The organism is Pseudomonas gebzensis, assembly GCF_034427815.1.
Classification (GTDB): Bacteria; Pseudomonadota; Gammaproteobacteria; order Pseudomonadales; family Pseudomonadaceae; genus Aquipseudomonas.
In genome coordinates this window covers 362,764-384,877 of record NZ_JAXQNS010000002.1, presented here as the reverse complement: position 1 = coordinate 384,877, position 22,114 = coordinate 362,764, and the positions used below count along the sequence as shown (strand labels likewise).

Here is a 22,114-nt window from a genome sequence, read left to right as displayed (position 1 = left end):
GGCCGAAAACCGCCGAGCGTATACCCCAGCGGTGCGCACTGCAGCCATCAGGCGTTTTCTACATCCAGGGCCAAACGCTGGCGCACCACTTCGACCAACCGGTCAGGCTGGAATTTGGAGAGGAAGTTGTCGCAGCCCACCTTCTTCACCATCGACTCGTTGAAACTGCCCGACAGCGACGTGTGCAGCACCACATAAAGGCCACGCAGGCGGGCATCGCTGCGGATCTCGGTAGTCAACCGGTAGCCGTCCATTTCCGGCATTTCGGCGTCGGTGAACACCATCAGCAGTTTCTCGCAGAGGTTTTCCCCGGCGTCGGCCCAGGCCTGAAGCATGCGCAGCGCCTTCAAGCCATCGCTGGCCACATGCAGCTTCACGCCCAACTGCGACAAGGTATCGCGCAACTGCGCCAGGGCGACGCTGGAGTCGTCCACCAGCAATATTTCGCGACCACGGGCGCGAGCCAGCAACGGGTCGTCGAGCTTGTCGCGCGAGACCTTGGCGTTGTACGGCACGATCTCGGCGAGGACTTTCTCCACGTCGATGATCTCGACCAGCTGTTCATCGACCTTGGTGATCGCCGTCAGGTAATGCTGGCGCCCCGCGCTGGTGGGGGGCGGCAGGATCGATTCCCAGTTCATGTTGACGATGCGCTCGACGCCACCGACCAGAAACGCCTGTACCGAGCGGTTGTACTCGGTGACGATAATGGTGCTGTCTGGCCCTGGCTGCACCGGGCGCATGCCGATGGCCTGGGACAGGTCGATCACCGGCAGGGTCTGGCCACGCAGGTTGACCACGCCACAGACGAACGCATGACGCTGCGGCATGAGGGTCAGTTTGGGCAGTTGCAGCACTTCCTGGACCTTGAATACGTTGATCGCGAACAGCTGCCGGCCGACCAGGCGGAACATGAGGATTTCCAGGCGGTTCTCACCGACCAGCTGCGTGCGTTGATCTACTGTGTCGAGAATGCCAGCCATTGAAATGTCCCTGATTTGAAAAGTGTCATCGGCCCTGTATCGGCGCCGATTCACACAACTTGATGACGAATGGCATTCGCCTTTCCGGTAATTGATATCACTTTAACACCATGCTTAACTGCTGTGCTGCGCCCTCCAGCCTCCGAACAACGGCTGTCTCAGCCAATGCTATCGGGGAAACCCCTAGCCACCATCGGGTCAAACCTGATGTTCGCGATATCCCTTAGCCATTAATGTGACGACCTTCGCACTGCATGGAAGGAGTCCGGCTTGTGTTGCCGACCATCTCTAGGAGGCGCGTTGCATCGACAACGCGTCAAGGCGCTTGATCATGGACGTTGACGGCGCCAAGGACAGTAGCCTGCGCACATTCCAGCAGGATGCCGAGCGGCTGTTGGCCGTGGCGGACGACTGCATGGCGCACCTGCACCTGATTACCAACGACCCCGATGCCTGCCGCTGCCTGAACACCGCACTCGCCGCGCTGGTAAGCCGCTCGGCCCTGGCCGGGGTCGATGAAGTCACGCGCCATGCCGAGCACCTTCGCCACCTGCTGTCCGGCGCTTTCCAGCAGCGCCGGCTGGCAGGCCCCGTGCTGCCCTGCGCCCAGGCCTGCCTGACCCTGCTGGCTTGGCAGCTTGAGCTGCTCGACCCGCAGACCCGGCGGGTAGACCTCGATGACCAGGAACAACGCCGCTTGCTCGACGACCTGGCCAGCGCCTTGCACATTGCCGGGCTGCGCGACCATCGCGACAGCAGCCCATTGGCGTTCGCTCGCGCAGCAGAGGACCCCTGAACGGTGCACTTCAAACGCCGCGAAACGTGCACAGCGTTACAACGCTCATGCGCCGCAAGTTGCACTTGCACTGAATAGCGGTAACTGAAACACCCAACTTTCGAAGTTGTACAGTGCGCCACCGCGATCCCTGTTTTAGTTGCCGGTAAAGGGGCAGGATCGGCAATCAGATACTGGCACTTTGCCTAACCGCATAACCGCCAGACCCCTGAAAACATTGAGGCTGACCGTCTACTGGCGGCACCGCGACCTCAGCCATGCGAAGTGATAACATGCGTGCCCTCAAAGACCCATAACTCTGAAACAACGCACTGCGACGCGTTCGTAGTGCGCGCGGCCTGTCGGTTTCCGATTCTTCCAGCAATAATTCAGTGATCCCCCTGACCATGCTTTCATGCGTGAAGCTCCGTCGCCGTTGGTATTCCCGCCCTGCCCTCTCCCGCCGGTTGACCACGCTGTCCTGTGCAGGGTCGCTGGGCGCCAACCTGTGGTATTGGGAGCAGTCCCTGGCGTTGCCGGGCGAGCTGCTGGTGCTGCAGCTGGCGAGCCTGGTGGCCGTGTTCTGGCAACTGCACCAGCACGGCAAGTCGATCAGCCTGCTGCCTGAAGAACTGGCCCAGCGCATGCTCAAGGTGCAGGAGCACGAACGCCAGCACCTGAGCCGAGAACTGCACGACGACATCGGCCAACTGCTGACTGCCGCCAAGCTGCAGGTCGACTGGCTGCAGCGCCGCGTCAACGACGAGCTCAAGCCACATTGCAAGGGCCTGCGCAGCACCCTGGATCAGAGCCTGAACACTGTTCGCGATGTCACCACCCTGCTCAACCCGCGCCAGCTGCTCAGCCTGGGCCTCGAGGCCAGCCTGCGCGCCCATCTGCTGCGCACTCTGCAGAACAGTCCGGTGCGCTGGACGCTGCATTGCCCGCAACGCCTGGACAGCGTACCGGCGCCGATCAGCATGGCCGCCTTCCGCATCACCCAGGAAGCCATCACCAATCTGCTGCGCCATGCGGCGGCCGACAACCTGCGCATCGAACTGCGCCGCAGCAGCGACGGGTTGCTGCTGAGCATCGAAGACGACGGTCACGGCTTCACCCCGGCCAGCAACCCGGCCGACGCCGGGCAGCGCGGCCTGGCCGGCATGTTCGAGCGCGCCTTGGCACTGCATGGCAGCCTCGAACTCGATAGCCAACCGGGGCACGGCACACGCATCCAGGCGCGCCTGCCCTGGCCACCGCGCACCCATGAACGCGCCAGGAGCCCGGCTACCCATGACCTGTAGATTGCTGCTGGTGGATGACCATTCGCTGATCCGCGCCGGCGTACGCGCACTGATCGCTGACGTGCCGGGCTACCAGGTGGTGGGTGAAGCTGAAGATGGCGACCAGTTACTGAGCCTGGTGTCGAGCCTGGCGCCGGATATTGTCCTGCTCGACCTGTCGATGCGCTCGACCAGCGGCCTGGATGCCTTGACCCAGTTGCGCGCCGCAGGTGCGAGCTGCCAGGTGCTGATCCTGTCGATGCACAGCGACCCCGAGACCATCATGCGGGCACTGGAAGCGGGCGCCCACGGTTACCTGCTCAAGGACAGCACGGCCACCGAGCTCGAACAGGCGCTGCGTGCGCTGCGCAACAACGAGCGCTACCTGAGCCCGGCCGTGGCCCACACCGTCATCAACCAGGCCTTGCAACGCACCCAGGCCGCCTGCGAGCGGCACAACCTCACGGCACGCCAGTTGGAAATCCTGCGCCTGATCGTGCGTGGCAAATCGACTCGCGAGATCGCCAGCGGGCTGGGGCTGTCGATCAAGACCGTGGAAACCCACCGTTCGCAACTGATGAAGCGCCTGCAGATCTACGACGTGGCGGGGCTGGTGCTGTATGCGGTGCGCGAGAAGATCATCACCCTCGACGACTGAGCAGGGGCGAATTCACCGGCAGGTGCACATGCAAGGCCGACGGGCACGCCTCGAAGCGCAAGCTGTCGCCTTCCAGCGGCTCGCCGTCGAGGTTGATGTTGAGACCCTTGGCGCTCTTGATTTCCACCCATGGCAGGCGCGCACGAACGAACAGCCCTTCACCGCCAAGCAGGTCGCGCACCGCGCCGACCACGTCCTGCGGGGCGGGCAGAACGCTGATGTCGAGCAAGCCATCGTCTGCCAGTGCCTCCGGACACAGTTCATGGCCGCCCCCGGCCTGACGACCGTTGCCGATGCCCAACGCCAGCAGGTCGCCCTGCCAGTGAAAATCCGGGCCTTGCAGTTCCACCGAGGCCGCCTGCAATTCGCTGAAGCGGCTCAGGCCGGTGAACAGGTACGCGGCGCCGCCGAGCACTTTCTTCAGGTCTTCGGAGGTGTTGGCGGTGACTTGGCTGCCGAAGCCGCCGGTGGCCATGTTGAGGAACCACTGGTCGCCGACCTTGCCCAGGTCCACGGCATGCGCCGGTTGGTCGAGCAGGGCCAGGGCCTGGGCCGGTTCCAGCGGCACGCCGGCAGCCTTGGCAAAGTCGTTGGCCGTGCCCAGAGGCAGCAACACCAGCGTGGCATCAGTGCCAGCCTTGCCCATGGCCTCGGCGATGTCGCGCAAGGTGCCGTCGCCGCCGCCTGCGATCAGCGTGCCGTAGCCGGCTTGCAGCGCCTCCTCCACCAACCGTGCGGCGTCGCCGCCTTCCCAGGTCAGGCGCACGTCGAGTGTCCAGCCGCGCTCACGGCACTGGCCAACGGCGGTACGAACGTCTTCGTTCATGGCTTGCTTGCCATGCAAAACCAGCATTGCCTTGCGCTGCTGCTGCATTGCGCTTCTCCGAGAGTGGGGTGCCTGCAATCGACACTTGGGAATGGGCGAATGCTGCATGGGCGGGCGCTGGCCTTGCAAAATAATCGGGCCAACGCTTTGTCAACGCTCAGCCAAGCGCATGACGCGCAGGCGCTGGCCGCGCTTGGGGCTCGCAGGCGCGGCCAGCGCGCTGAGCAGCGGCAACCGGCGACGCCCTGAGCCTGGTCTCAGCCCAGCAACTCGCTGAACGGAATGAACGGCACTCGATCGCCCACCTGCGGCGTCGTGCCTTCACGCACCTCCACCACGCCATCGGCCCACGCCGCGCTGCGCAGCACGCCGGAACTCTGGTTCTTGTAGATGTGCACCGCACCGTTTTCGATGCGCGCACGCAGGTATTCGCGGCGCCCGCCGGCCTTGGGCCAGTTGAAGGCGGCCGGCACCTCGAAACGCAGGGGCGCCACCTGCATGACGCCCAGGCGGCGCAGCAGATAAGGCCGGGCCAACAGGCCAAAGGTCACCAGGGTGGAGGCCGGATTACCCGGCAAGCCGATCACCGGCACGCCGCGAAAATGCCCGAAGGTCAGCGGCTTGCCGGGCTTGATCGCCAGTTTCCACAACGCCAGCTGCCCTGCTTCGCGCAGCGCGATGCCAAGGTAGTCCGCCTCGCCCACCGACACGCCGCCGGTGGACAGAATCAGGTCGACATCCCCCAGCCCGCCCAGGCACTGCCGAGTCAGCGCCAGATCGTCGGCCAGAATGCCCGCGTCGAGCACTTCGCAGCCCAGGCGCTGCAGCCAGCTGACCAGCAAACGGCGGTTGCTGTTGTAGATCTGCCCAGGGCCCAGCGGCTGGCCGGGCTCGACCAGCTCATCGCCGGTCGACAGCACCGCCACGCGCGCGCGGCGCACCACGTCGAGGTGGCCATAGCCCAAAGTCGCTGCCAAACCCAGTTCGATCGGGCCCAGACGCGTGCCTGCCGCCATGACCTGCTCGCCCACACGGGTTTCCTGGCCTTGCGGGCGGATGTTCTGCTGCACCCGTAGCGGTTCGAGAAAGCGCACCGTGCCGTCGCCCAGCACCTCGACGTTTTCCTGCATTTCCACGCAGTCGGCACCTTCTGGCACCGGCGCCCCGGTGAAGATACGCGCGCAGGTGCCTGGGGCAAGAGGATCAGGGGCATGACCGGCGAAAATCCGCTGGCTGACCGTCATGGGCTGGCCTTGCCAGTCCGCCAGCTTCAAGGCATAGCCGTCCATGGCGCTGTTTGGCCACGGTGGCAGGTCGACGCTCGCGACCAGGCCTTCGGCGAGCACGCGGCCGTCCGCCTCGGCCAGCGACACGCGTTCGATCTCGCGAATCGGCGCGGCCTCGGCCAGGGCCAGCAATTCGGCCAGGGCCTCTTCCACCGGCATCAAGGGCCGGCTCGGCGGAGCCTCAGCCACGGCTTTCACACGGCGCGGCCTGCTTGAGGTGCGGCACGAAATTGCACGGTCGATGACGGGCGTCGAGCTGCTCGGCGAGGATGCCGTCCCACCCCGTGCGCACCGCGTTGGTCGAGCCCGGCAGGCAGCAGACCAGCGTGCCGTTGGCCAGCCCGGCCAAGGCGCGCGATTGCACGGTGGAAGTGCCGATGTCGGGTACGGAGATCTGCCGGAACAGCTCGCCGAAACCATCGACTTGTTTGTCCAGCAGGCAGGCGACTGCTTCTGGGGTACTGTCGCGACCGGTGAAACCGGTGCCGCCGGTGATCAACACCACTTGCACCACATCCTCGGCGATCCAGGCGGCGACCTGGGCGCGAATCTTGTAGAGATCGTCCTTGAGCAGCACGCGGGCCGCCAGGCGGTGCCCGGCCTCGCTCAGGCGATCGACGAAGGTCTGGCCGGAGGTGTCGGTGTCCAGGGTACGGGTATCGCTGACCGTGAGCACGGCGATGTTCAGCGCTACGAACGGGGTATCTGCCTTGGCTTTCATGGGGGTCCGTCACGTGAGGAAACGTTGCCCGCCGTTATAGCACAGCAGCACCCGTACAAAGGGGCTGGTAGTCAAGCGCCAGGTGTGCTGGACTGTGCAAGGAACTTGTAACGACGCTTTGCGTCATAGGCACATCTAGCACCCTCGATGGAGAAACACGATGATCAAGCGGACCCTTCCCGCCTTCCTGCTGGCCCTGGGTATGGGCGCACTCGCCGGCTGCGCCTCGCCGAGCGTGATTACCTTGAATGACGGTCGCGAAATTCAGTCGGTCGACACCCCGAAGTTCGATGAAGACTCCGGCTTCTACGAATTCGAGCAGCTCGACGGCAAGCGTACCCGCCTGAACAAAGACCAGATCCGCACCGTCAAGGAGCTGTGATGGTGTCGTCTTTTTGCCAAACTCTATTTGCAACAAGGGGTTGCGAGCAAAAAGGCGATGCAGTAGCATTTTGCCCATCGGAGTGTAGCGCAGCCAGGTAGCGCGTCTCGTTCGGGACGAGAAGGCCGCAGGTTCGAATCCTGTCTCTCCGACCACATCCGAAAACCCGCTCAGTGCGGGTTTTTTGTTGGCTGGGAAAGGGTGGGGGCACTGACCAGCAGAATCAGCCCTCGCAGAGGTGGCAACTGCCTGGACTGGAATTCGGCCTGACGAGCGTCGACCCATGCACGGTCAGCCTGCACGGTGCGACAGGTTATGCGCCTACAGCGCAGGGGTTGGCCGCTCGACGCGGTAGGTGGCATGGACCATGCCGTCCTGCGTGGCGTGGCTTGCCAACAAGGTCAAGCGGATGTCGTGCTCCAAAGCACCGAACAGCGGCAGTCCGGACCCGATGAGCACAGGGGCGTGGCTGGTGGTCAGCTCGTCGATCAAGCCGTTGCGCAGAAACAGTCCAATGACCTGCCCACCATCGACATAGACCTGCCGTGCGCCACCTTGAACGAGCGCACTGCAGGCCCGCTCCAGCGTGCGCACCACAACAACTCGCTCGTCATCATCGGGCAAGGTTGTGGACAGTACGATGACCTGCTTATCCGCGTATGGCCATTCAGGGAAGCTCGCAACCTTCTCATAGGTTCCCCGCCCCATGACGAGGTGGTCAATGGCGGGGAAAAAGGTGGCCCATGACTGCGCATGCCTGCTGCTCTCAACGAGTTGGTGAGGGTGCCGAGGCGGGTTGGTCAGCCAGTCGATATCCCCATCAGAACGGGCGATGAAACCATCGAGACTGACGCCGATGAGGACACGGCCGGTCCAGGTTTTGGGGTGATTCATGTCCACATCTCCAAGAGCTTGTCGAGGTTGCCGGTCACAGGGCCATGACCGCAGTCAGCGGCACGGCGTAGGGCGGCGCCATTGAGCGCGTCGAAAAGGATGGCTGCACACGTGCCTGGATCATTGACGCCCGGCAGATCGGCCGCCTCCAGCAGCGAAGCGAGGTAGGCCTGCTCACGCGACCACCCTGCTGCCAGGAGGGTGCGCAGGTCGTTATCGATAAGGTCGTCGATGAGCTGACCTAGCCCCTGCGCCCCACACTGATCCGACGTAAAGCGACCGTGGACCCACTCGCGCAGTTCATCCAAAGGCGGGAGCTCGCCACGTGGAGCGTGCGGTATAGCGGCGCTCCAGCACCGGCTCAACGCAATCAGCAGCCCTTTGCGCGTGCCGAACCGCTTGATCAGTCCCGCAGGGCTCAGGCCTGCTGCGGGAGCAATTTCGGCCAGGGTCCAAGGACCGATGGCATCACGAGCAGCCAGGGCCGCCGCAATGCGGTGCAAGACGACTTCTTGAGTATCGCGATGGGGTCTGGCCATGCGCATTAGTAAATCATCATTTACTAATGGTGTCACGCTGCCTACCTGATCGACGCCTTGGTCAGTCGTGCAAGCCCGATGTGATCATGACGCTCCCCGCTGCTGCCGGATCATCCCGGGTCGCAACCTCATCGCCCCTCAACGTTGAACTGCAACGCCGCCAGCCGCGCATACAGCGGGTTGCTCTCGATCAGTTGCCGGTGAGTGCCCACGGCCACCAGGCGCCCTTCGTCCATTACGGCGATCCGATCAGCATGCTGCACGGTGGCCAGGCGATGGGCGATCACCACGGTGGTGCGCCCGGCCATCAAGCGTGGCAAGGCCTGTTGAATGAGGTGTTCGCTTTGCGCATCCAGCGCGCTGGTGGCCTCGTCCAGGAGCAGGATTGGCGCATCGACCAGCAACGCGCGAGCAATCGCCAGGCGCTGGCGCTGCCCGCCCGACAAGCCCAGCCCGCCCTCGCCCAGCAGCGTCTGATAGCCCTCGGGCAGGCGTGCAATGAAGTCATGGGCATGGGCGCTGCGGGCGGCCGATTCGACCTCGGCATCCGTCGCTGCTGGCCGGCCGTAACGCAGGTTGGCTTCTACCGTGCCGCGAAACAGCGCAGGGTTCTGCGCCACCAGGGCGAACTGGCTGCGCAGTACATCGGGGTCAAGGGTGTCGAGGGCTTGGCCGTCGATCAGAATGCGGCCTTGCTGCGGGTCGTAGAAGCGCAGCAGCAGGTCGAACAAGGTCGATTTGCCTGCACCGGACGGGCCGACCAACGCCAGGGTCTGGCCGGGCGCGATGCGCAGGTCGAGGCCATCGATCGCCGGTTGGTCGGGGCGTGAGGGGTAGGCGAACCGCACCCCCTGCAGTTCGATCAGCCCTGTCGCCCGAGGCAGCTCGGCCGGCAGCGGGGGCGCAACGATGGCCGGCTGTGCGGCCAGTAGCTCGGCAATCCGCTGGGCCGCACCGGCCGCCCGCTGCAGTTCACCGAGCACTTCGCTGATGGTGCCCACCGCACCGCCGACGATCAGGCTGTAGAACACGAATGCCGCCAGTTCACCGGCAGAAATGCGTCCAGCGATCACGTCCATGCCGCCGACCCAGAGCATCACCCCCACCGCGCCCAGCACCAGCACGATCACCAAGGTGATCAGCCAGGCGCGCTGGGCGATGCGCCGGCGGGCGACATCGAATGCGGCCTCCACCGTGCCGGCGAACGCTTCGCGGTCGCGGCCCTGATGGTTGTAGGCCTGCACGGTCTTGATCTGGCCCAGCACTTCGGACACGTAGCTGCCCACATCGGCGATGCGGTCCTGGCTTTGCCGCGACAGGCTGCGCGCGCGTCGGCCCAGCAACAGGATCGGCGCCAGCACCAGCGGCAAGGCGATCACCACGATGCTGGTGAGTTTTGCATTGGTGACGAACAGCAACACCACACCGCCCATCACCATCAGCAGGTTGCGCAGGAACATCGACAGCGATGAGCCGATTACCGCCTGCAGCAAGGTGGTATCGGCGGTCAGTCGCGACTGGATTTCCGAGCTGCGGTTGTCTTCGAAAAAGCCTGGATGCAGGGTCAGCAAATGGTCGAACACCGCACGCCGCAAGTCGGCCACGCAGCGCTCGCCGATCCACGAGACCAGGTAGAAGCGGCTGAAGGTGCCCGCCGCCAAGGCCAGGACCAGCAGCAGAAACAGGCCCAGGGTCTGATTGAGCTGGTGCGCGGAGCGGGTCATTAAGCCGTGGTCGACCAACAAACGAATACCCTGCCCCATCGACAAGGTGACCAGCGCGGTCAGCACCAGTGCCAGCAACGCCAGCACGCCTTGGCGCCGGTACGGATGGAGGAACTGCCAGGCAAGGCTCAAGGCGTGGCGCTGGGAAACGGTGATGGGCGGCAACATGGAGAATTCCGGAGGGTGCATAAAGAGCAGCAGCCTACCACTGGCGTGCCTGGGAAAGAGCGCTTGGCGGTGCGGCTGCGCTGGATCGAGTCGATCCAACGGCGAACAGGACCCAACGGTGGGTATGCCCATTCGTTCTAAAAGGGTACTGGCATCTGGCCCTATTTTCTGGTGGACTGATCATCCGTCACCTGTAGACCAGGCGTCACAGGTCGGTCACTCCCTTCCACTACCGTTGAGCCCGCACCCCAAGAGGAGACAGGACATGAGCCTACAGCACACCCACCAGCAGCCTAAAACCCATACCCAGGTTCTCCAGCAGCCCTGCGGTTCGATCATTGATGCCCAAGGCCGTGAAGTCCCGATCACCGAAGAGATGATTCGCGACGCTTGCGACGAGTTCGAAAAGAGCCGAGCGGCCCAGGCCCGCCGCGATTGATCCATACCGGTTCACAGATCCGGCCGAGTGCCTGGGGCTGTTACCTCAAACGATCAGAGGCTGCTGCGCAGCCCATTGCGGCCCTACCTGAACCGCGTTTATGTCCAAAACGCGGCTCAGCGAGAAGACCGCATCAACCTGCCCGACCGCGTCCCTTTAGGGGCGGCCGGTCCGACGCTCCGGATTGCCGCGATGAGCGATAAAGCCGCCCCAACCCTGGGCCGGCTTCGCCGCCCATCGCGAGCAAGCTCGCTCCTACACTGAGCGTCATAGGGTCCTGTAAAGGCGGCCGGTCGGCGCTCCGGATTGCTGCGATGAGCAGTAAAGCCGCCCAATCCAGCCTGCCTGACCCGGCTCAGTCAGCCTGAGTGCTCAGTAAACCGCACCCCAGCCCGGTGCCGGTTTTGACTGCCGGCCCACCCGATCCTCAGACCAGCACTGCGCCCAACGCACTGACCATCTGCGCCAACTGCGGCGCCTCACCACGAACTCGCACTCGCAACCCTTCGATTTCACGCCGCGCCGGATACTGCTTGCGCAAAACATCGAACGCCGCGCGTTGCTGCTGCGGGTCATCACTCAGGCTGCGACGAAAATCGGCATCGTCTCGGCGCGGGTCATACACTGCCCGGCACAGCGTGGCCAGGGCCCAGGCCGGCTCGCAGCTGGCGTCCAGTTCGATCTGCGCCAACGGCGCCGCGGGCAGCAGGTCGGCCAGTTGCACGCGGGGCGCAGAGCCGTGCCACTGGCACAGCGCCTGATAGATCTGCGCGGTGCCACGCTGGCGGCCATCGAGGCTGTAGCCGGCGATATGGGGCGTGGCCAGGGTGCAGACATCCGCCAGGTCGACATCCACGCTCGGCTCGCCTTCCCAGACATCGAGCACCGCATGCAGGTCGTCGCGCTCCAGCAAGCAGGCTTTCAGCGCCTGGTTGTCCAGCACCGGCCCACGGCTGGCGTTGATCAGCCAGGTGCCTGGACGCAGGCGCTGAAGTTCGCCAGCGCCGAACAGGTGGTAGGTGGGGTGGTCGCCGTCGCGCGTCAGCGGCGTGTGCACGCTGATCACATCGCACTGCTCCAGCAACGTGTCGAGGCTGACGAAATCGCCGCCCTCCTGCGCCTCACGCAGCGGGTCACACACCAGCACTTTCCAGCCCAGGCCATGCAGCACACGAACCAGACGCCCACCCACCTCGCCCGCGCCGACCACGCCATACACCCGCTCAGGCAGGTGCACGCCGTCGAGTTCGGCCAGGGTCAGCACGCTGCCCAGCACGTAGTCGACCACACCCCGGGCATTGCAGCCTGGCGCGCTGCGCCAGCGAATGCCGGCTTCATCGAGGTAGCCGAGTTGCAGGTGGTCGGTGCCGATGGTGCAGGTGCCGACAAACCGCACTCGGCTGCCTTCGAGCAGTTGCCGGTTGACCGGCGTCACCGACCGCACCAGCAGCACATCGGCGTCCTTCACGCAGGCAGCGTCGATGGCCCGGCCTGGATAGCGGCGGATCTCGCCGAACCCGGCGAAAAACGCATCGAGCAGGGGAATGTTTTCGTCGGCAACTATCAGCATGGCGCTCTCCTTATCAGGGAGCGCAGTGTAGGCGCTCTGGGGTAGCGCTTCCAGCAGGGTTGGGCGGTAATGCCGGTCACTGAAAGGTCAACGCGTCACGCAGGCGCTGTACGAACAACCCAGCGCTGTGCAGTTCATCGCGCCGGACCGACCCCCAAGCGCTTCACTGCACAGCGCCAGGACTCAGTCGGCCTTCTTGCGAATCCAATAGAGGTAGGTGCCGGTCTCTTCCTGCTGATCGACCAGCTCATGGCCGAGGAAGACGCAGAACTTGGGAATGTCGCGGCGGGTCGAGGGGTCGGTGGCGATGACCTTGAGCAGGCCACCGGCCGCCAGGGCGCGCACGTGCTGGTGCAGCATCATCACCGGTTCGGGGCAGTTCAGGCCGGTGGCGTCGAGCACCGCGTCGGGGGTGAAATCGGTCATACAGGGCTCCTGGGAAAAATGCGGGTTGGGCCGCTCAGCGCGGCGCAAGGTCCAGCCGGCGCAGGTGGCAGGTCACCTCTTCGCGGTCGTGATAGAGCTGCTTGCAGGCAATCGAGACCCGCACCTTGCGCGCCTTGAAGGTGGCCTCCATGCGATCGAGCAGCCGCCGAACCTCGGGGTAGCGCTGCTTCATCGGCAGTTTGAGGTTGACCACAGCCTCGCGGCACAGCCCCTCGCCCAGCCAGGTTTCGATCAGCGCCGTGCTACGCGCGGGCTTCTCGACGATGTCGCAGACCATCCAGTCGACTCGCTGCTTGGGCTTCCAGGTAAAACCATCGGCCATCAGGTGCTGCACCAGCCCCGTGTCCATCAGACTCTCGGCCATCGGACCGTTATCGATGGCGGTGACCAGCATGCCGCGCTTGACCAGCTGGTAGGTCCAGCCGCCCGGCGAGGCGCCCAGGTCGACGCCCGTCATATCGTCGCCCAGACGCGTCGGCCATTGCTCGCGAGGGATGAACTGGATCCACGCCTCTTCGAGCTTGAGGGTCGAACGGCTCGGCGCCTCGCGGGGGAATTTCAAACGTGGAATACCCATGGGCCACAGCGCCGAGTCGTCCTGGGCAGCATTGCCGACGAAGACCTGGCGGCCACTGATGAAGGTCAGCAGCAGGCGCGGACGGCTGGCGTCTTCGACCAGCCGCCCGGCTTTTTCCAGCGCTTTGCGCAACGGGCCTTCAAAGCGCTTGCAGAAGGTGGAGAGCTCTTTGCCATCGTTGGTATCGAGCACTTCCAGCCACAGGCTGCCAAACACCGGCAACCCGCGCAGGTGTTCGAGCAGTACGCTGATGCGGTCGGTTTCCGGCAAGTCGAGGAACTGCCCGCGCGCCCACTGGCGCGGGAAGATCAACTGATCGAAACGCAATTGGGCCATCAATTGCTCGCTGCCACCAACGTCGGTACAGACGAACTCGGCGCAAGCACTCTGCGGCTTGGCCTTGGCGTAACCGGGCACGCCCAGGCGCGCGGCGTGCTCGCTGATTTCAGCGCAGACCTCACCCTCGAAGCCGGGCCGGCAATGCATGAACAGGGTACTCATTGGTTACTCCACGACAGCGGCGCAGCATGCGCCAGCCTTGTTCCGGCGCAAGGTGGGCGCCGGCAAGGCGGCGAATGATAAAGGAAGATCGAACCGGCGACACGCTCTGCCGGTCCACACTACAGCAGGCCGGGCCACCCCCGGCCCAACGTCAGGCTCTGTACGAAAGGTATCGGCACTGCATGGAGGCCTAAGCCCGGCCATGCAGCACAGGCAAACGTCAGGGGTGGTCGGCCGCACCGGCGTGGGTCCGACGCCCGCCTTACGGTCGCCCGCTCGACCCCTGATACCTTTCGTACAGAGCCTGTAGCCAGGCCCGTACCGTGCGGGCCGTCATACCGAGGTGACACTGGCAACGCTCACGCGATTGCCGGGCACCGGCGCAGAAGGAGTTGGCAATGCCCTCGCTCGATAGCCTGAAGACCCTCAAGACCCTCGACGTGGCAGGTCGGGTCTACCACTACCACAGCCTCCCCGAAGCGGCCCGTACCCTGGGCGACCTGCAAAAACTGCCGATGTCGCTCAAGGTGCTGCTGGAAAACCTGCTGCGCTGGGAAGACGGCGAGACCGTCACCCGTGACGACGTCGCAGCCCTCGCCCAGTGGCTGGAGGCGCGCCGTTCCGACCGCGAAATTCAGTACCGCCCAGCCCGCGTGCTGATGCAGGACTTCACCGGGGTGCCGGCAGTGGTCGACCTGGCTGCCATGCGCGCCGCCGTGGCCAAGGCCGGCGGCGACCCGCAGCGCATCAACCCGCTGTCGCCGGTCGACCTGGTGATCGACCACTCGGTGATGGTCGACCATTACGCCAGCCCCCACGCGTTCGAAGAGAACGTCGACATCGAAATGGAACGCAACGGCGAGCGCTACGCCTTCCTGCGCTGGGGCCAGGACGCCTTCCACAACTTCAGCGTGGTCCCACCCGGCACCGGCATCTGCCACCAGGTCAACCTGGAGTACCTGGGCCGCACGGTGTGGACGCGCGAAGAAGACGGGCGCACCTACGCCTTCCCCGACACCCTGGTCGGCACTGACTCGCACACCACCATGATCAACGGCCTGGGCGTACTCGGCTGGGGCGTGGGCGGCATCGAAGCCGAGGCGGCCATGCTTGGCCAGCCGGTGTCGATGCTGATTCCCGAGGTGATCGGCTTCAAGCTCACCGGCAAGCTGCGCGAAGGCATCACCGCCACCGACCTGGTACTGACCGTCACCCAGATGCTGCGCAAGAAAGGCGTAGTGGGCAAGTTCGTCGAGTTCTACGGGGACGGCCTGGCCGAGCTGCCGCTGGCCGACCGCGCCACCCTGGCCAACATGGCCCCTGAGTATGGCGCCACCTGCGGCTTCTTCCCGGTCGACGAGGTGACCCTCGATTACCTGCGCCTGTCCGGCCGGCCGGCCGAGACCGTCGAGCTGGTCGAGCAGTACTGCAAAGCCCAGGGGCTATGGCGCGAGCCGGGTCAGGAGCCGGTGTTCAGCGACAGCCTGGGCCTGGACATGCATGAGGTCGGCGCCAGCCTCGCCGGCCCCAAGCGCCCGCAAGACCGCGTGTCGCTGGAGGACGTCAGCAAGACCTTCGACGGCTTCATGGACCTGCAACCCAAAACGGCGGGCAAGGAAGTCGGCCGCCTGGAAAGCGAGGGCGGCGGTGGCGTGGCGGTGGGCAACGCGGATCAGGCCGGGACCTATGAAGACGACCCCCGCCACTCGCGCCCGCTGCGCGACGGCGCCGTGGTGATCGCCGCCATCACGTCCTGCACCAACACCTCCAACCCCAGCGTGATGATGGCCGCAGGGTTGGTCGCGAAGAAAGCCATCGAACACGGCCTGAGCCGCAAACCGTGGGTCAAGAGTTCGTTGGCGCCAGGCTCGAAAGTGGTCACCGACTATTTCGAGGCCGCCGGCCTGACGCCGTACCTGGACCAACTGGGCTTTGACCTGGTCGGCTACGGCTGCACCACCTGCATTGGCAACTCCGGCCCGCTCAACGAAGACATCGAAACGGCCATCAGCAACAACGACCTCACCGTCGCCTCGGTGCTCTCGGGCAACCGCAACTTCGAGGGCCGCGTGCATCCGCTGGTGAAAACCAACTGGCTGGCCTCCCCGCCCCTGGTGGTCGCCTACGCGTTGGCCGGCAGCGTGCGCGTGGACCTTTCGCGTGACGCGCTAGGCACCGGCAAGGACGGTCAGCCGGTGTACCTCAAGGACATCTGGCCCAGCCAGCAGGAAATTGCCGACGCGGTGGCCAAGGTCAGCACCGAGATGTTCCACAAGGAATACGCCGAAGTATTCAAGGGCGATGCCCAGTGGCAGGCCATCGAGGTGCCGCAAGCGGCCACCTACCAATGGGACGAGCACTCCACCTATATCCAGCACCCACCGTTCTTCGACGGCATCGGCGGCCCGCCCCCGAAAATCGAGGACGTGCGTGGCGCCAACATTCTCGCTCTGTTGGGCGACTCGGTCACCACCGACCACATCTCCCCGGCGGGCAACATCAAGGCCGATAGCCCCGCTGGCCGCTACCTGCGCGACAAGGGTGTGGAGCCGCGCGATTTCAACTCCTATGGTTCCCGCCGCGGCAATCATGAAGTGATGATGCGCGGCACCTTTGCCAACATTCGCATCCGCAATGAAATGCTTGGCGGTGAAGAAGGCGGCAACACGCTGCACATTCCCACAGGTGAAAAGCTCTCGATCTACGACGCGGCCATGCGCTACCAGAACGCCGGCACGCCGCTGGTGGTGATCGCCGGCCAGGAATACGGCACCGGCTCCAGCCGTGACTGGGCGGCCAAGGGCACCAACCTGCTGGGCGTCAAGGCCGTGCTGGCCGAGAGCTTCGAGCGCATCCACCGCTCCAACCTGGTGGGCATGGGCGTGCTGCCGTTGCAGTTCAAAGCGGGCGCCGATCGCAAGACCCTCGGCCTGACCGGCCGCGAGCAGATCGATGTGATCGGTTTGACCGACGCGACGATTCGCCCCGCCATGCCGCTGACCCTGCGCGTCACCCGCGAAGACGGGAGCACCGAAGAACTCGAGGTGCTGTGCCGGATCGACACGCTGAACGAGGTGGAGTACTTCAAAGCGGGAGGGATCCTGCACTACGTGTTGCGCCAGTTGATTGCTGGCTGAAGCGCCACACGGCAAGGGCCTGACCCCGAATGGTCAGCCCCTTGCCCTCCCCTCATGCCGCGCTATCCTCGTCGGCCTCCTGTCTACGCCTCATCCTGGAGGTCGGTGTGGGAACGGCAGCGCCGCGCCAGCGGCACCGGTCTGGCTCGCCTGACTCACCGCGCTCACCGCGCCGTGATCACCGACAACTTGCTGATGCCCGCCCGCTCGATAGACGCCATCGCCCGGGCCACTTCGCCATAATTCACACCGTTATCGGCCTGCAACTGCACACGAACGTCAGGATCTTCGGCCTTGGCTGTCTGCAACCGGGCCTGCAGTTGCTCGGGCTGGATCTCGTCCTTGTCGATGAACACCTTGCCCCGGTCATCGATGCTCACCACCAGCGGGTCTTTCTGCTCCACCGGCGCTACCGCTTCGGTCTTGGGCAGGTTGATGGGAATCGCGTTGGTCAGGAGCGGCGCGGTGACGATAAACACCACCAGCAACACCAGCATCACATCCACCAGGGGCGTCACGTTGATCTCGCTGAGTACCTCGTCGCTGTCTTGCGTGGAAAAGGCCATCTCAGGAGGCCTCCTTCACGGGGCGCCCGGCAGCGCTGCCGCCCGCTCTGAGAGGCACCGCCTGCAGTTGCACGCGGAACGCATGTTTCTGCGCCAGGCTGTAGAAGTCGTGGGCGAAGTCGTCAAGGTCGGCGACGGTCAGCTTCAGGCGCCGCAGGTAATAGTTGTAGACCAGCACCGCCGGCACCGCGACGGCAATGCCGACGCCGGTGGCGACCAGCGCTGCGCCGATGGGGCCTGCCACGGTTTCCAGGCTGGCCGAGCCCGCCGCGCTGATGCCCTTGAGCGCAGACATGATGCCCCACACCGTGCCGAACAGGCCGATGAAGGGCGAGGTGCTGCCAATACTGGCGAGGATCGCCAAGCCGCTTTCCAGTGAGCGGCGCTCGCGCACGATCTGCTGGCGCAAGGCGCGTTCCAGGCGGTCCTGATGGTTGATCGCCTGGCTGAGGTCAGCAGCGTGGGCGCTGTGCGGCACCTGGATCGCAGCATAGCCGGCCCGCGCCACGCGCGCGGCGGCGCCGGGCTGGTTCTGCGCCAGCGCGGCGGCCGAATCCAGGCTGGGCGCGGCCCAGAACTGCGCATGGAAGCGGCGGTCCTGGCGTTTCAGACGGGTGAACTGCAGGCCCTTGATCAACACCAGGGCCCAGGTGGCGACGGAAAACAGGATCAGCAGCCAGATGACGGCGTGCTCGGTGGACTCGAACGGGGAGGCGATGAGGTTCATGGTGAGGCTCTCCAGCAAGGCATTGTCAGGGTGAGCGATGCGCCTTTGGTGAGGTGGCCCGCCTGTAACACAGTCATTGAATCAATGAATCTTGAAGCTGATCGGCACACTGACCCAGCCGTCCTGGGCGACATCGCCCTGCTTGGCCGGAACGAAGCGCCAACGTTTCACTGCCGCCACGGCCGCATCGTCCAGCTGCGTGCGGCCGCTGCTGTTCTGCATCTGGATCTGACCGGGCGCGCCGCTGGCCAGTACCTGCACACGCAGCAACACCGTGCCCTCCCAGCCGCGGCGCATCGCCAGTGACGGGTAGTCCGGTGGCGGATTGTTCAGGTAACCCGCGCTGGCCGAAGGCGGCGTGACGGGCTTGGGCGCTGGCGGCGCAGGTGGTGCAGGTGGCGAAGGTGCCGCCACGGGTGCAGGCGCCGGTGGCGGCGCAGCGGTGACCGGCGCGGGCGCGGGCTTCACCGGCTTGGCAACCGGCTTGACCACGGGCTTGGGTTTGACCACCGGTTTGGGCGGTGCCTTCTTCGCCGCGAGTTCTTCCACAACGGGCGGCGGCTCGGCCACAGGCGGCACCACCGGCTCAGGCGGCGGTGGCGGTTGCTCCACCGGCGGCGCGGGCTGTGAGAACTCGATGGTTATCGGCGGCACCTCAGGCGGCACCACGGGCAGCTCGGGTGTCGGCTGCCGGTTGATCCAGACGATCACCGCACCGTGCAAGGCCAAGGCCAGCACGCCCAGCACCAGCGCTTCGCGCCGGCTCGACGCACGCCGCGGCGTCGCTTGCAACCTGGCCACCGCCAGGGGTTCGGACGGGCTGGGATCCGTGCCGAATGCGAGGTCAGGCGTCGGCGTGCGCGAAAACGCAAGGGCACCGGGGTTGCGCTGAACATTGCCCATGTCATGGCTCCTGTAGGTCACTGCAGTGAGGCGCTGCAACAACGGTGCAACGAAGGCCCTGCACACCGCGTCTGGCGCGACGCAGCGGCAAGGCTGTGGCGGTCGGGCGCAGGGTCATGTCTGCGCCAGTTGTGCGAGCTCGTCCGCGCTGAACGCCAGGTTGTCCAGCGCACGCAGGTTCTCGATCAATTGCTCGGGCCGGCTGACGCCCATCAGCACAGAGGTGATCTGCGCAGAGCGCAGGGTCCAGGCCAGCGCCAGTTGCGACAGCGTCTGCCCACGCTGCGCAGCCACCGCGCCGAAGGCGCGAACACGCGCGTGCAGGCTCTCGCTCAACGCCTGCTCCGGCAGATAGTGGCTGCCCTTGCCGATGCGCGAGTCTTGCGCGATTGCCTGCGCGTACTTGCCCGACAGCAAGCCCTGGGCCAGCGGTGAGAAACCGATCACACCGGTGCCCCGCTCATGCGCGCCTTGCAGCACCCCATTGGTCTCGATACTGCGGTCGAGCAGGTTGTACAGCGGCTGTTGCAGCACCAGTGGCACCTGGCGTTCGCTGAGCAGCGCGGCAATCTCATCGGCCTGGCGCGCCGGGTAGGAGGAAATCCCCACGTACAGTGCCTTGCCCTGACGCACGACGCTGGCCAGGGCATCCGCAGTTTCTGCCAGCGGCGTGTCAGGGTCGAAGCGGTGGGAATAGAACACGTCCACGTAATCCAGCCCTAGCCGAGTCAGGCTCTGGTCGAGGCTGGCGAGCAGGTACTTGCGCGAGCTGCCGCCCTGACCATAAGGGCCTGGCCACATGTCCCAACCGGCCTTGGTGGAAATGATCAACTCGTCGCGATGGGCGCTGAAGTCCTGGTGCAGCAACTGCCCCAGGTTGCGCTCGGCACTGCCGTAGGGCACGCCGTAGTTGTTGGCCAGATCCAGGTGGGTCACGCCATGGTCGAAGGCGGTGCGCAGAATGCTGCGCTGGCGGCTCAGCGCTGTGTCGTCGCCGAAGTTGTGCCACAGCCCCAGCGAAAGTGCGGGCAGCAGCAGGCCACTGCGGCCGGCGCGGCGGTAGTCGCGGCCCTCGTAGCGCTGCGGGTGGGCAACGTATGGGGTTAACGGCTGGCTCATTGGGCGGTATCCTTGGCGGTGCTCCAGCGGTAGTGCGTGGCCGGTGTCCAGGCATCGCTGAGCTGAGCCTGCTGCAAGGCACGCTCGAGAATGGCCGGCTCGACCCATCGATCGACATCGAAGGGCTTGCGAATCAGGCGCGCGTCTGCGGCCAACTGCACGTCCTTGCGCAGCACGCCCAGGTAATACGGGTCGAGCAACGGCGAGTAGACGAAGCTCAGGTCGCCCCCTTGCAGCGCCTGGGTCAACACCGCAGGCGGGTAGCCAGACTGCTGGGCACTCAGCTCGATCTGCGCCTGGCGGTTGGCTTCCTGAGCCAGCCAGTGCTGCGCCTCGAGCACCCCTTCGACCAACCGCTGCGCCGCCTGCGGGTGGGCGTCGATGAAGGCCTGGGTGACGATCAGCCCGCCCTGCCCTGCGCCGCGCCCGTCGAGTTGCTGGCTGCCGAGCGGGATCTGGATCAGGCCCTTGTGCTGCAGCGCGAACAAGCGTGCCGGTGCCCAGCTGGCGTCGATCTGCCGCGCCGCCAGGGCGCTGTTGACGGCGTTGAAGTCAAGGTTGATGACCTTGACGTCGCGTTCGCTCAGGCCCGCTTGGGTGAGCACATCGATCAGGGCCAGGTGGTCGGCGGTGCCGCGCAGAATCCCGACGCGCTTGCCCTTGAGGTCTTCGATGCGCTCGATGCCCGAGCCGGGCACCACGCCGAGGTAGCCATTGCTGGCACGGCCGGTGGCCATCAGCAAGCGCGTCTGCAACCCCCCGGCACGGCCGATGATCGAGGCCAGATCACCGAGAAACGCCGCATCGAGCTGATCGTTGGACATGGCTTCGTTGATCAGCGGCCCGGCACCTTTGAAGAAATGCCATTGCACCGTTACGCCATCAGCGGCCAATGCGTCCTCGAGCACGTGCCGGGTGTGCAGCACATCGACCAGCGGCCCGCCGCTGGCCTGGGCCCCGGCGCTCACATCCGGGCTGGCGATGCGCAAGGTCACGCCCTGCGCCTGGGCCAACGACATCAGTGCGATCAACGGCAGCACCAGCCAGTGTCTGCCTGCCTTCATACCGGCCGCCCCTCTTCCAGCACCGCCGCACGGCGCACTTGGCGACGCGCGGGAAAATAGTCGGCCACGGCCAGATGCTGCGTGCTGCGGTTGTCCCAGATGGCCACGGTGTTCTTCTTCCAGGCCCAGCGCATCTGGAATTCGGGAATCTGCAAATGCTGCAGCAGCAGCGTCAACAGCTGTTCGGATTCCACCCAGGAGAGGTCGGCGATCTGCGAGGTGAACGCGCGGTTGACGTAGATCGACTTGTTGCCCGACACCGGGTGGGTGCGGATCACCGGGTGCAGGATCGGCGGCGGCAACACACGGTTCAGGTGCCTGAGGGCCTCGCTGTAGGGCTGCGCGTTCGGGCTGCGGGCGTGGCGGATGTCGTGCACTGCGCTCAAGCCGTCGAACAGCGTTTTCAGCGGCGCCGACAGCGCGCCGTAGGCCGCTTCGGTATCGACCCACAGCGTATCGCCGCCCAACTCGGGGATTTCCTGGGCGTACAGAATGCCCAGCTTCGACGGTCGATCGGCAAAGGTCACGTCCGCGTGCCAAGTGTCGTTGGCGCCCTTTTTCGTCTCGTCGTAGGCGAACACCACCAGTTCGCGCACGGCCGGGTCGGCTTCGTACACCGGGTGCACATGCAGCTCGCCGAAGCGCTCGGCAAAGGCTTTCTGCTGTTCGGCGCTCCAGTGCTGGTCCTCGAAGAACAGCACCTTGTGGGTCACCAGCGCGGCTTCGATCTGCGCCAGGGTGGCGTCGCTGACATCGGCCAGGTCAATGTCCGAGATGCGTGCGCCCAGCAGTGGATGCACGCGTTGCAGGTTCAGGCTCATGGTT

General features: G+C 65.2%; 22 protein-coding genes and 1 tRNA gene. 7 read left to right on the top strand and 16 right to left on the bottom strand.

Going from position 1 to position 22,114, the window contains the following annotated elements:
* Positions 1–47 precede the first annotated feature (47 nt).
* Positions 48–983: a chemotaxis protein CheV gene (locus SJI00_RS05830; protein WP_322460783.1), complete on the bottom strand. Its 936-nt coding sequence runs from the start codon at positions 981–983 to the stop codon at positions 48–50.
* A gap of 331 nt (positions 984–1,314) precedes the next feature.
* Here SJI00_RS05830 and SJI00_RS05825 point away from each other — a divergent pair, with 331 nt between their 5' ends.
* The 3 genes from SJI00_RS05825 (at position 1,315) to SJI00_RS05815 (ending at position 3,699) form a co-directional block, all read left to right on the top strand.
* Positions 1,315–1,779 (top strand): histidine kinase, encoded by a 465-nt coding sequence (locus tag SJI00_RS05825; RefSeq protein WP_322460782.1) that lies wholly within the window; start codon positions 1,315–1,317, stop codon positions 1,777–1,779.
* A 386-nt stretch (positions 1,780–2,165) separates the two neighbouring features.
* Positions 2,166–3,062 carry a sensor histidine kinase gene (locus SJI00_RS05820; RefSeq protein ID WP_322460781.1) on the top strand — a complete coding sequence of 299 codons (897 nt, stop codon included), beginning with the start codon at positions 2,166–2,168 and terminating at the stop codon, positions 3,060–3,062.
* On the top strand, positions 3,052–3,699 hold the full coding sequence (locus tag SJI00_RS05815; protein WP_322460780.1) for a response regulator transcription factor: 648 nt from the start codon (positions 3,052–3,054) through the stop codon (positions 3,697–3,699). Before SJI00_RS05820 ends, SJI00_RS05815 begins: the two co-directional genes overlap by 11 nt.
* Here SJI00_RS05815 and yegS read toward each other — a convergent pair.
* From yegS to moaB, 3 genes are all read right to left on the bottom strand, one after another.
* Positions 3,683–4,573 carry a lipid kinase YegS gene (gene yegS / locus SJI00_RS05810; protein ID WP_322460779.1) on the bottom strand — a complete coding sequence of 297 codons (891 nt, stop codon included), beginning with the start codon at positions 4,571–4,573 and terminating at the stop codon, positions 3,683–3,685. The genes SJI00_RS05815 and yegS overlap by 17 nt on opposite strands.
* A 209-nt stretch (positions 4,574–4,782) precedes the next feature.
* Entirely contained in the window at positions 4,783–5,970 is a 1,188-nt protein-coding gene (locus SJI00_RS05805) for a molybdopterin molybdotransferase MoeA (RefSeq protein WP_416221007.1), read from the bottom strand.
* A 22-nt stretch (positions 5,971–5,992) separates the two neighbouring features.
* Positions 5,993–6,532 carry a molybdenum cofactor biosynthesis protein B gene (gene moaB, locus SJI00_RS05800; RefSeq protein ID WP_322460777.1) on the bottom strand — a complete coding sequence of 180 codons (540 nt, stop codon included), beginning with the start codon at positions 6,530–6,532 and terminating at the stop codon, positions 5,993–5,995.
* 160 nt (positions 6,533–6,692) lie between these two features.
* Here moaB and SJI00_RS05795 point away from each other — a divergent pair, with 160 nt between their 5' ends.
* On the top strand, positions 6,693–6,914 hold the full coding sequence (locus tag SJI00_RS05795; protein WP_312935066.1) for a YgdI/YgdR family lipoprotein: 222 nt from the start codon (positions 6,693–6,695) through the stop codon (positions 6,912–6,914).
* Positions 6,915–6,992: 78 nt separating this feature from the next.
* A tRNA-Pro gene (locus SJI00_RS05790) sits at positions 6,993–7,069 on the top strand.
* Between the two features lie 166 nt (positions 7,070–7,235).
* On the opposite strand, the gene SJI00_RS05785 is transcribed toward SJI00_RS05790, so the two are convergent.
* The 3 genes from SJI00_RS05785 to SJI00_RS05775 form a co-directional block, all read right to left on the bottom strand.
* The gene (locus SJI00_RS05785) at positions 7,236–7,808 is read right to left on the bottom strand and encodes a dihydrofolate reductase family protein (protein WP_322460776.1); all 573 of its coding nucleotides are present in this window, start codon (positions 7,806–7,808) and stop codon (positions 7,236–7,238) included.
* Positions 7,805–8,383 carry a TetR/AcrR family transcriptional regulator gene (locus tag SJI00_RS05780; protein WP_322460775.1) on the bottom strand — a complete coding sequence of 193 codons (579 nt, stop codon included), beginning with the start codon at positions 8,381–8,383 and terminating at the stop codon, positions 7,805–7,807. Before SJI00_RS05780 ends, SJI00_RS05785 begins: the two co-directional genes overlap by 4 nt.
* Positions 8,384–8,475: 92 nt before the next feature.
* A complete protein-coding gene (locus SJI00_RS05775; protein WP_416221006.1) occupies positions 8,476–10,236 on the bottom strand; it encodes an ABC transporter transmembrane domain-containing protein in 1,761 nt (586 codons plus the stop codon).
* Between the two features lie 268 nt (positions 10,237–10,504).
* On the opposite strand from SJI00_RS05775, the gene SJI00_RS05770 reads away from it, so the two are divergent.
* Positions 10,505–10,678 (top strand): PA1571 family protein, encoded by a 174-nt coding sequence (locus tag SJI00_RS05770; RefSeq protein WP_322460773.1) that lies wholly within the window; start codon positions 10,505–10,507, stop codon positions 10,676–10,678.
* 427 nt (positions 10,679–11,105) lie between these two features.
* Here SJI00_RS05770 and pdxB read toward each other — a convergent pair whose 3' ends face one another.
* The 3 genes from pdxB to rlmM form a co-directional block, all read right to left on the bottom strand.
* Positions 11,106–12,248, bottom strand: coding sequence for a 4-phosphoerythronate dehydrogenase PdxB (gene pdxB / locus SJI00_RS05765; RefSeq protein ID WP_322460772.1), 1,143 nt, complete (start codon positions 12,246–12,248; stop codon positions 11,106–11,108).
* Positions 12,249–12,431: 183 nt separating this feature from the next.
* On the bottom strand, positions 12,432–12,674 hold the full coding sequence (gene tusA, locus SJI00_RS05760; RefSeq protein WP_322460771.1) for a sulfurtransferase TusA: 243 nt from the start codon (positions 12,672–12,674) through the stop codon (positions 12,432–12,434).
* Positions 12,675–12,708: 34 nt separating this feature from the next.
* On the bottom strand, positions 12,709–13,773 hold the full coding sequence (gene rlmM / locus SJI00_RS05755) for a 23S rRNA (cytidine(2498)-2'-O)-methyltransferase RlmM (RefSeq protein WP_322460770.1): 1,065 nt from the start codon (positions 13,771–13,773) through the stop codon (positions 12,709–12,711).
* A 398-nt stretch (positions 13,774–14,171) separates the two neighbouring features.
* Between rlmM and acnA the strand changes: the two genes are divergently transcribed.
* On the top strand, positions 14,172–16,910 hold the full coding sequence (gene acnA, locus SJI00_RS05750) for an aconitate hydratase AcnA (RefSeq protein WP_322460769.1): 2,739 nt from the start codon (positions 14,172–14,174) through the stop codon (positions 16,908–16,910).
* A gap of 164 nt (positions 16,911–17,074) precedes the next feature.
* On the opposite strand, the gene SJI00_RS05745 is transcribed toward acnA, so the two are convergent.
* The 6 genes from SJI00_RS05745 to SJI00_RS05720 all read right to left on the bottom strand — a co-directional run bounded on the left by SJI00_RS05745 (position 17,075) and on the right by SJI00_RS05720 (position 22,110).
* Positions 17,075–17,476 (bottom strand): ExbD/TolR family protein, encoded by a 402-nt coding sequence (locus SJI00_RS05745; protein ID WP_322460768.1) that lies wholly within the window; start codon positions 17,474–17,476, stop codon positions 17,075–17,077.
* A 1-nt stretch (position 17,477) separates the two neighbouring features.
* Complete coding sequence (locus SJI00_RS05740; RefSeq protein ID WP_322460767.1) at positions 17,478–18,203, bottom strand: MotA/TolQ/ExbB proton channel family protein; 726 nt, start codon at positions 18,201–18,203, stop codon at positions 17,478–17,480.
* 81 nt (positions 18,204–18,284) lie between these two features.
* A complete protein-coding gene (locus SJI00_RS05735; protein ID WP_322460766.1) occupies positions 18,285–19,106 on the bottom strand; it encodes an energy transducer TonB in 822 nt (273 codons plus the stop codon).
* A 114-nt stretch (positions 19,107–19,220) separates the two neighbouring features.
* On the bottom strand, positions 19,221–20,225 hold the full coding sequence (locus SJI00_RS05730; protein ID WP_322460765.1) for an aldo/keto reductase: 1,005 nt from the start codon (positions 20,223–20,225) through the stop codon (positions 19,221–19,223).
* Positions 20,222–21,289, bottom strand: a complete 1,068-nt coding sequence (locus SJI00_RS05725) for an ABC transporter substrate-binding protein (RefSeq protein WP_322460764.1) — start codon at positions 21,287–21,289, stop codon at positions 20,222–20,224. Before SJI00_RS05725 ends, SJI00_RS05730 begins: the two co-directional genes overlap by 4 nt.
* Positions 21,286–22,110, bottom strand: a complete 825-nt coding sequence (locus tag SJI00_RS05720; RefSeq protein ID WP_322460763.1) for a TauD/TfdA family dioxygenase — start codon at positions 22,108–22,110, stop codon at positions 21,286–21,288. Before SJI00_RS05720 ends, SJI00_RS05725 begins: the two co-directional genes overlap by 4 nt.
* Between the last annotated feature and the right edge of the window lie 4 nt (positions 22,111–22,114).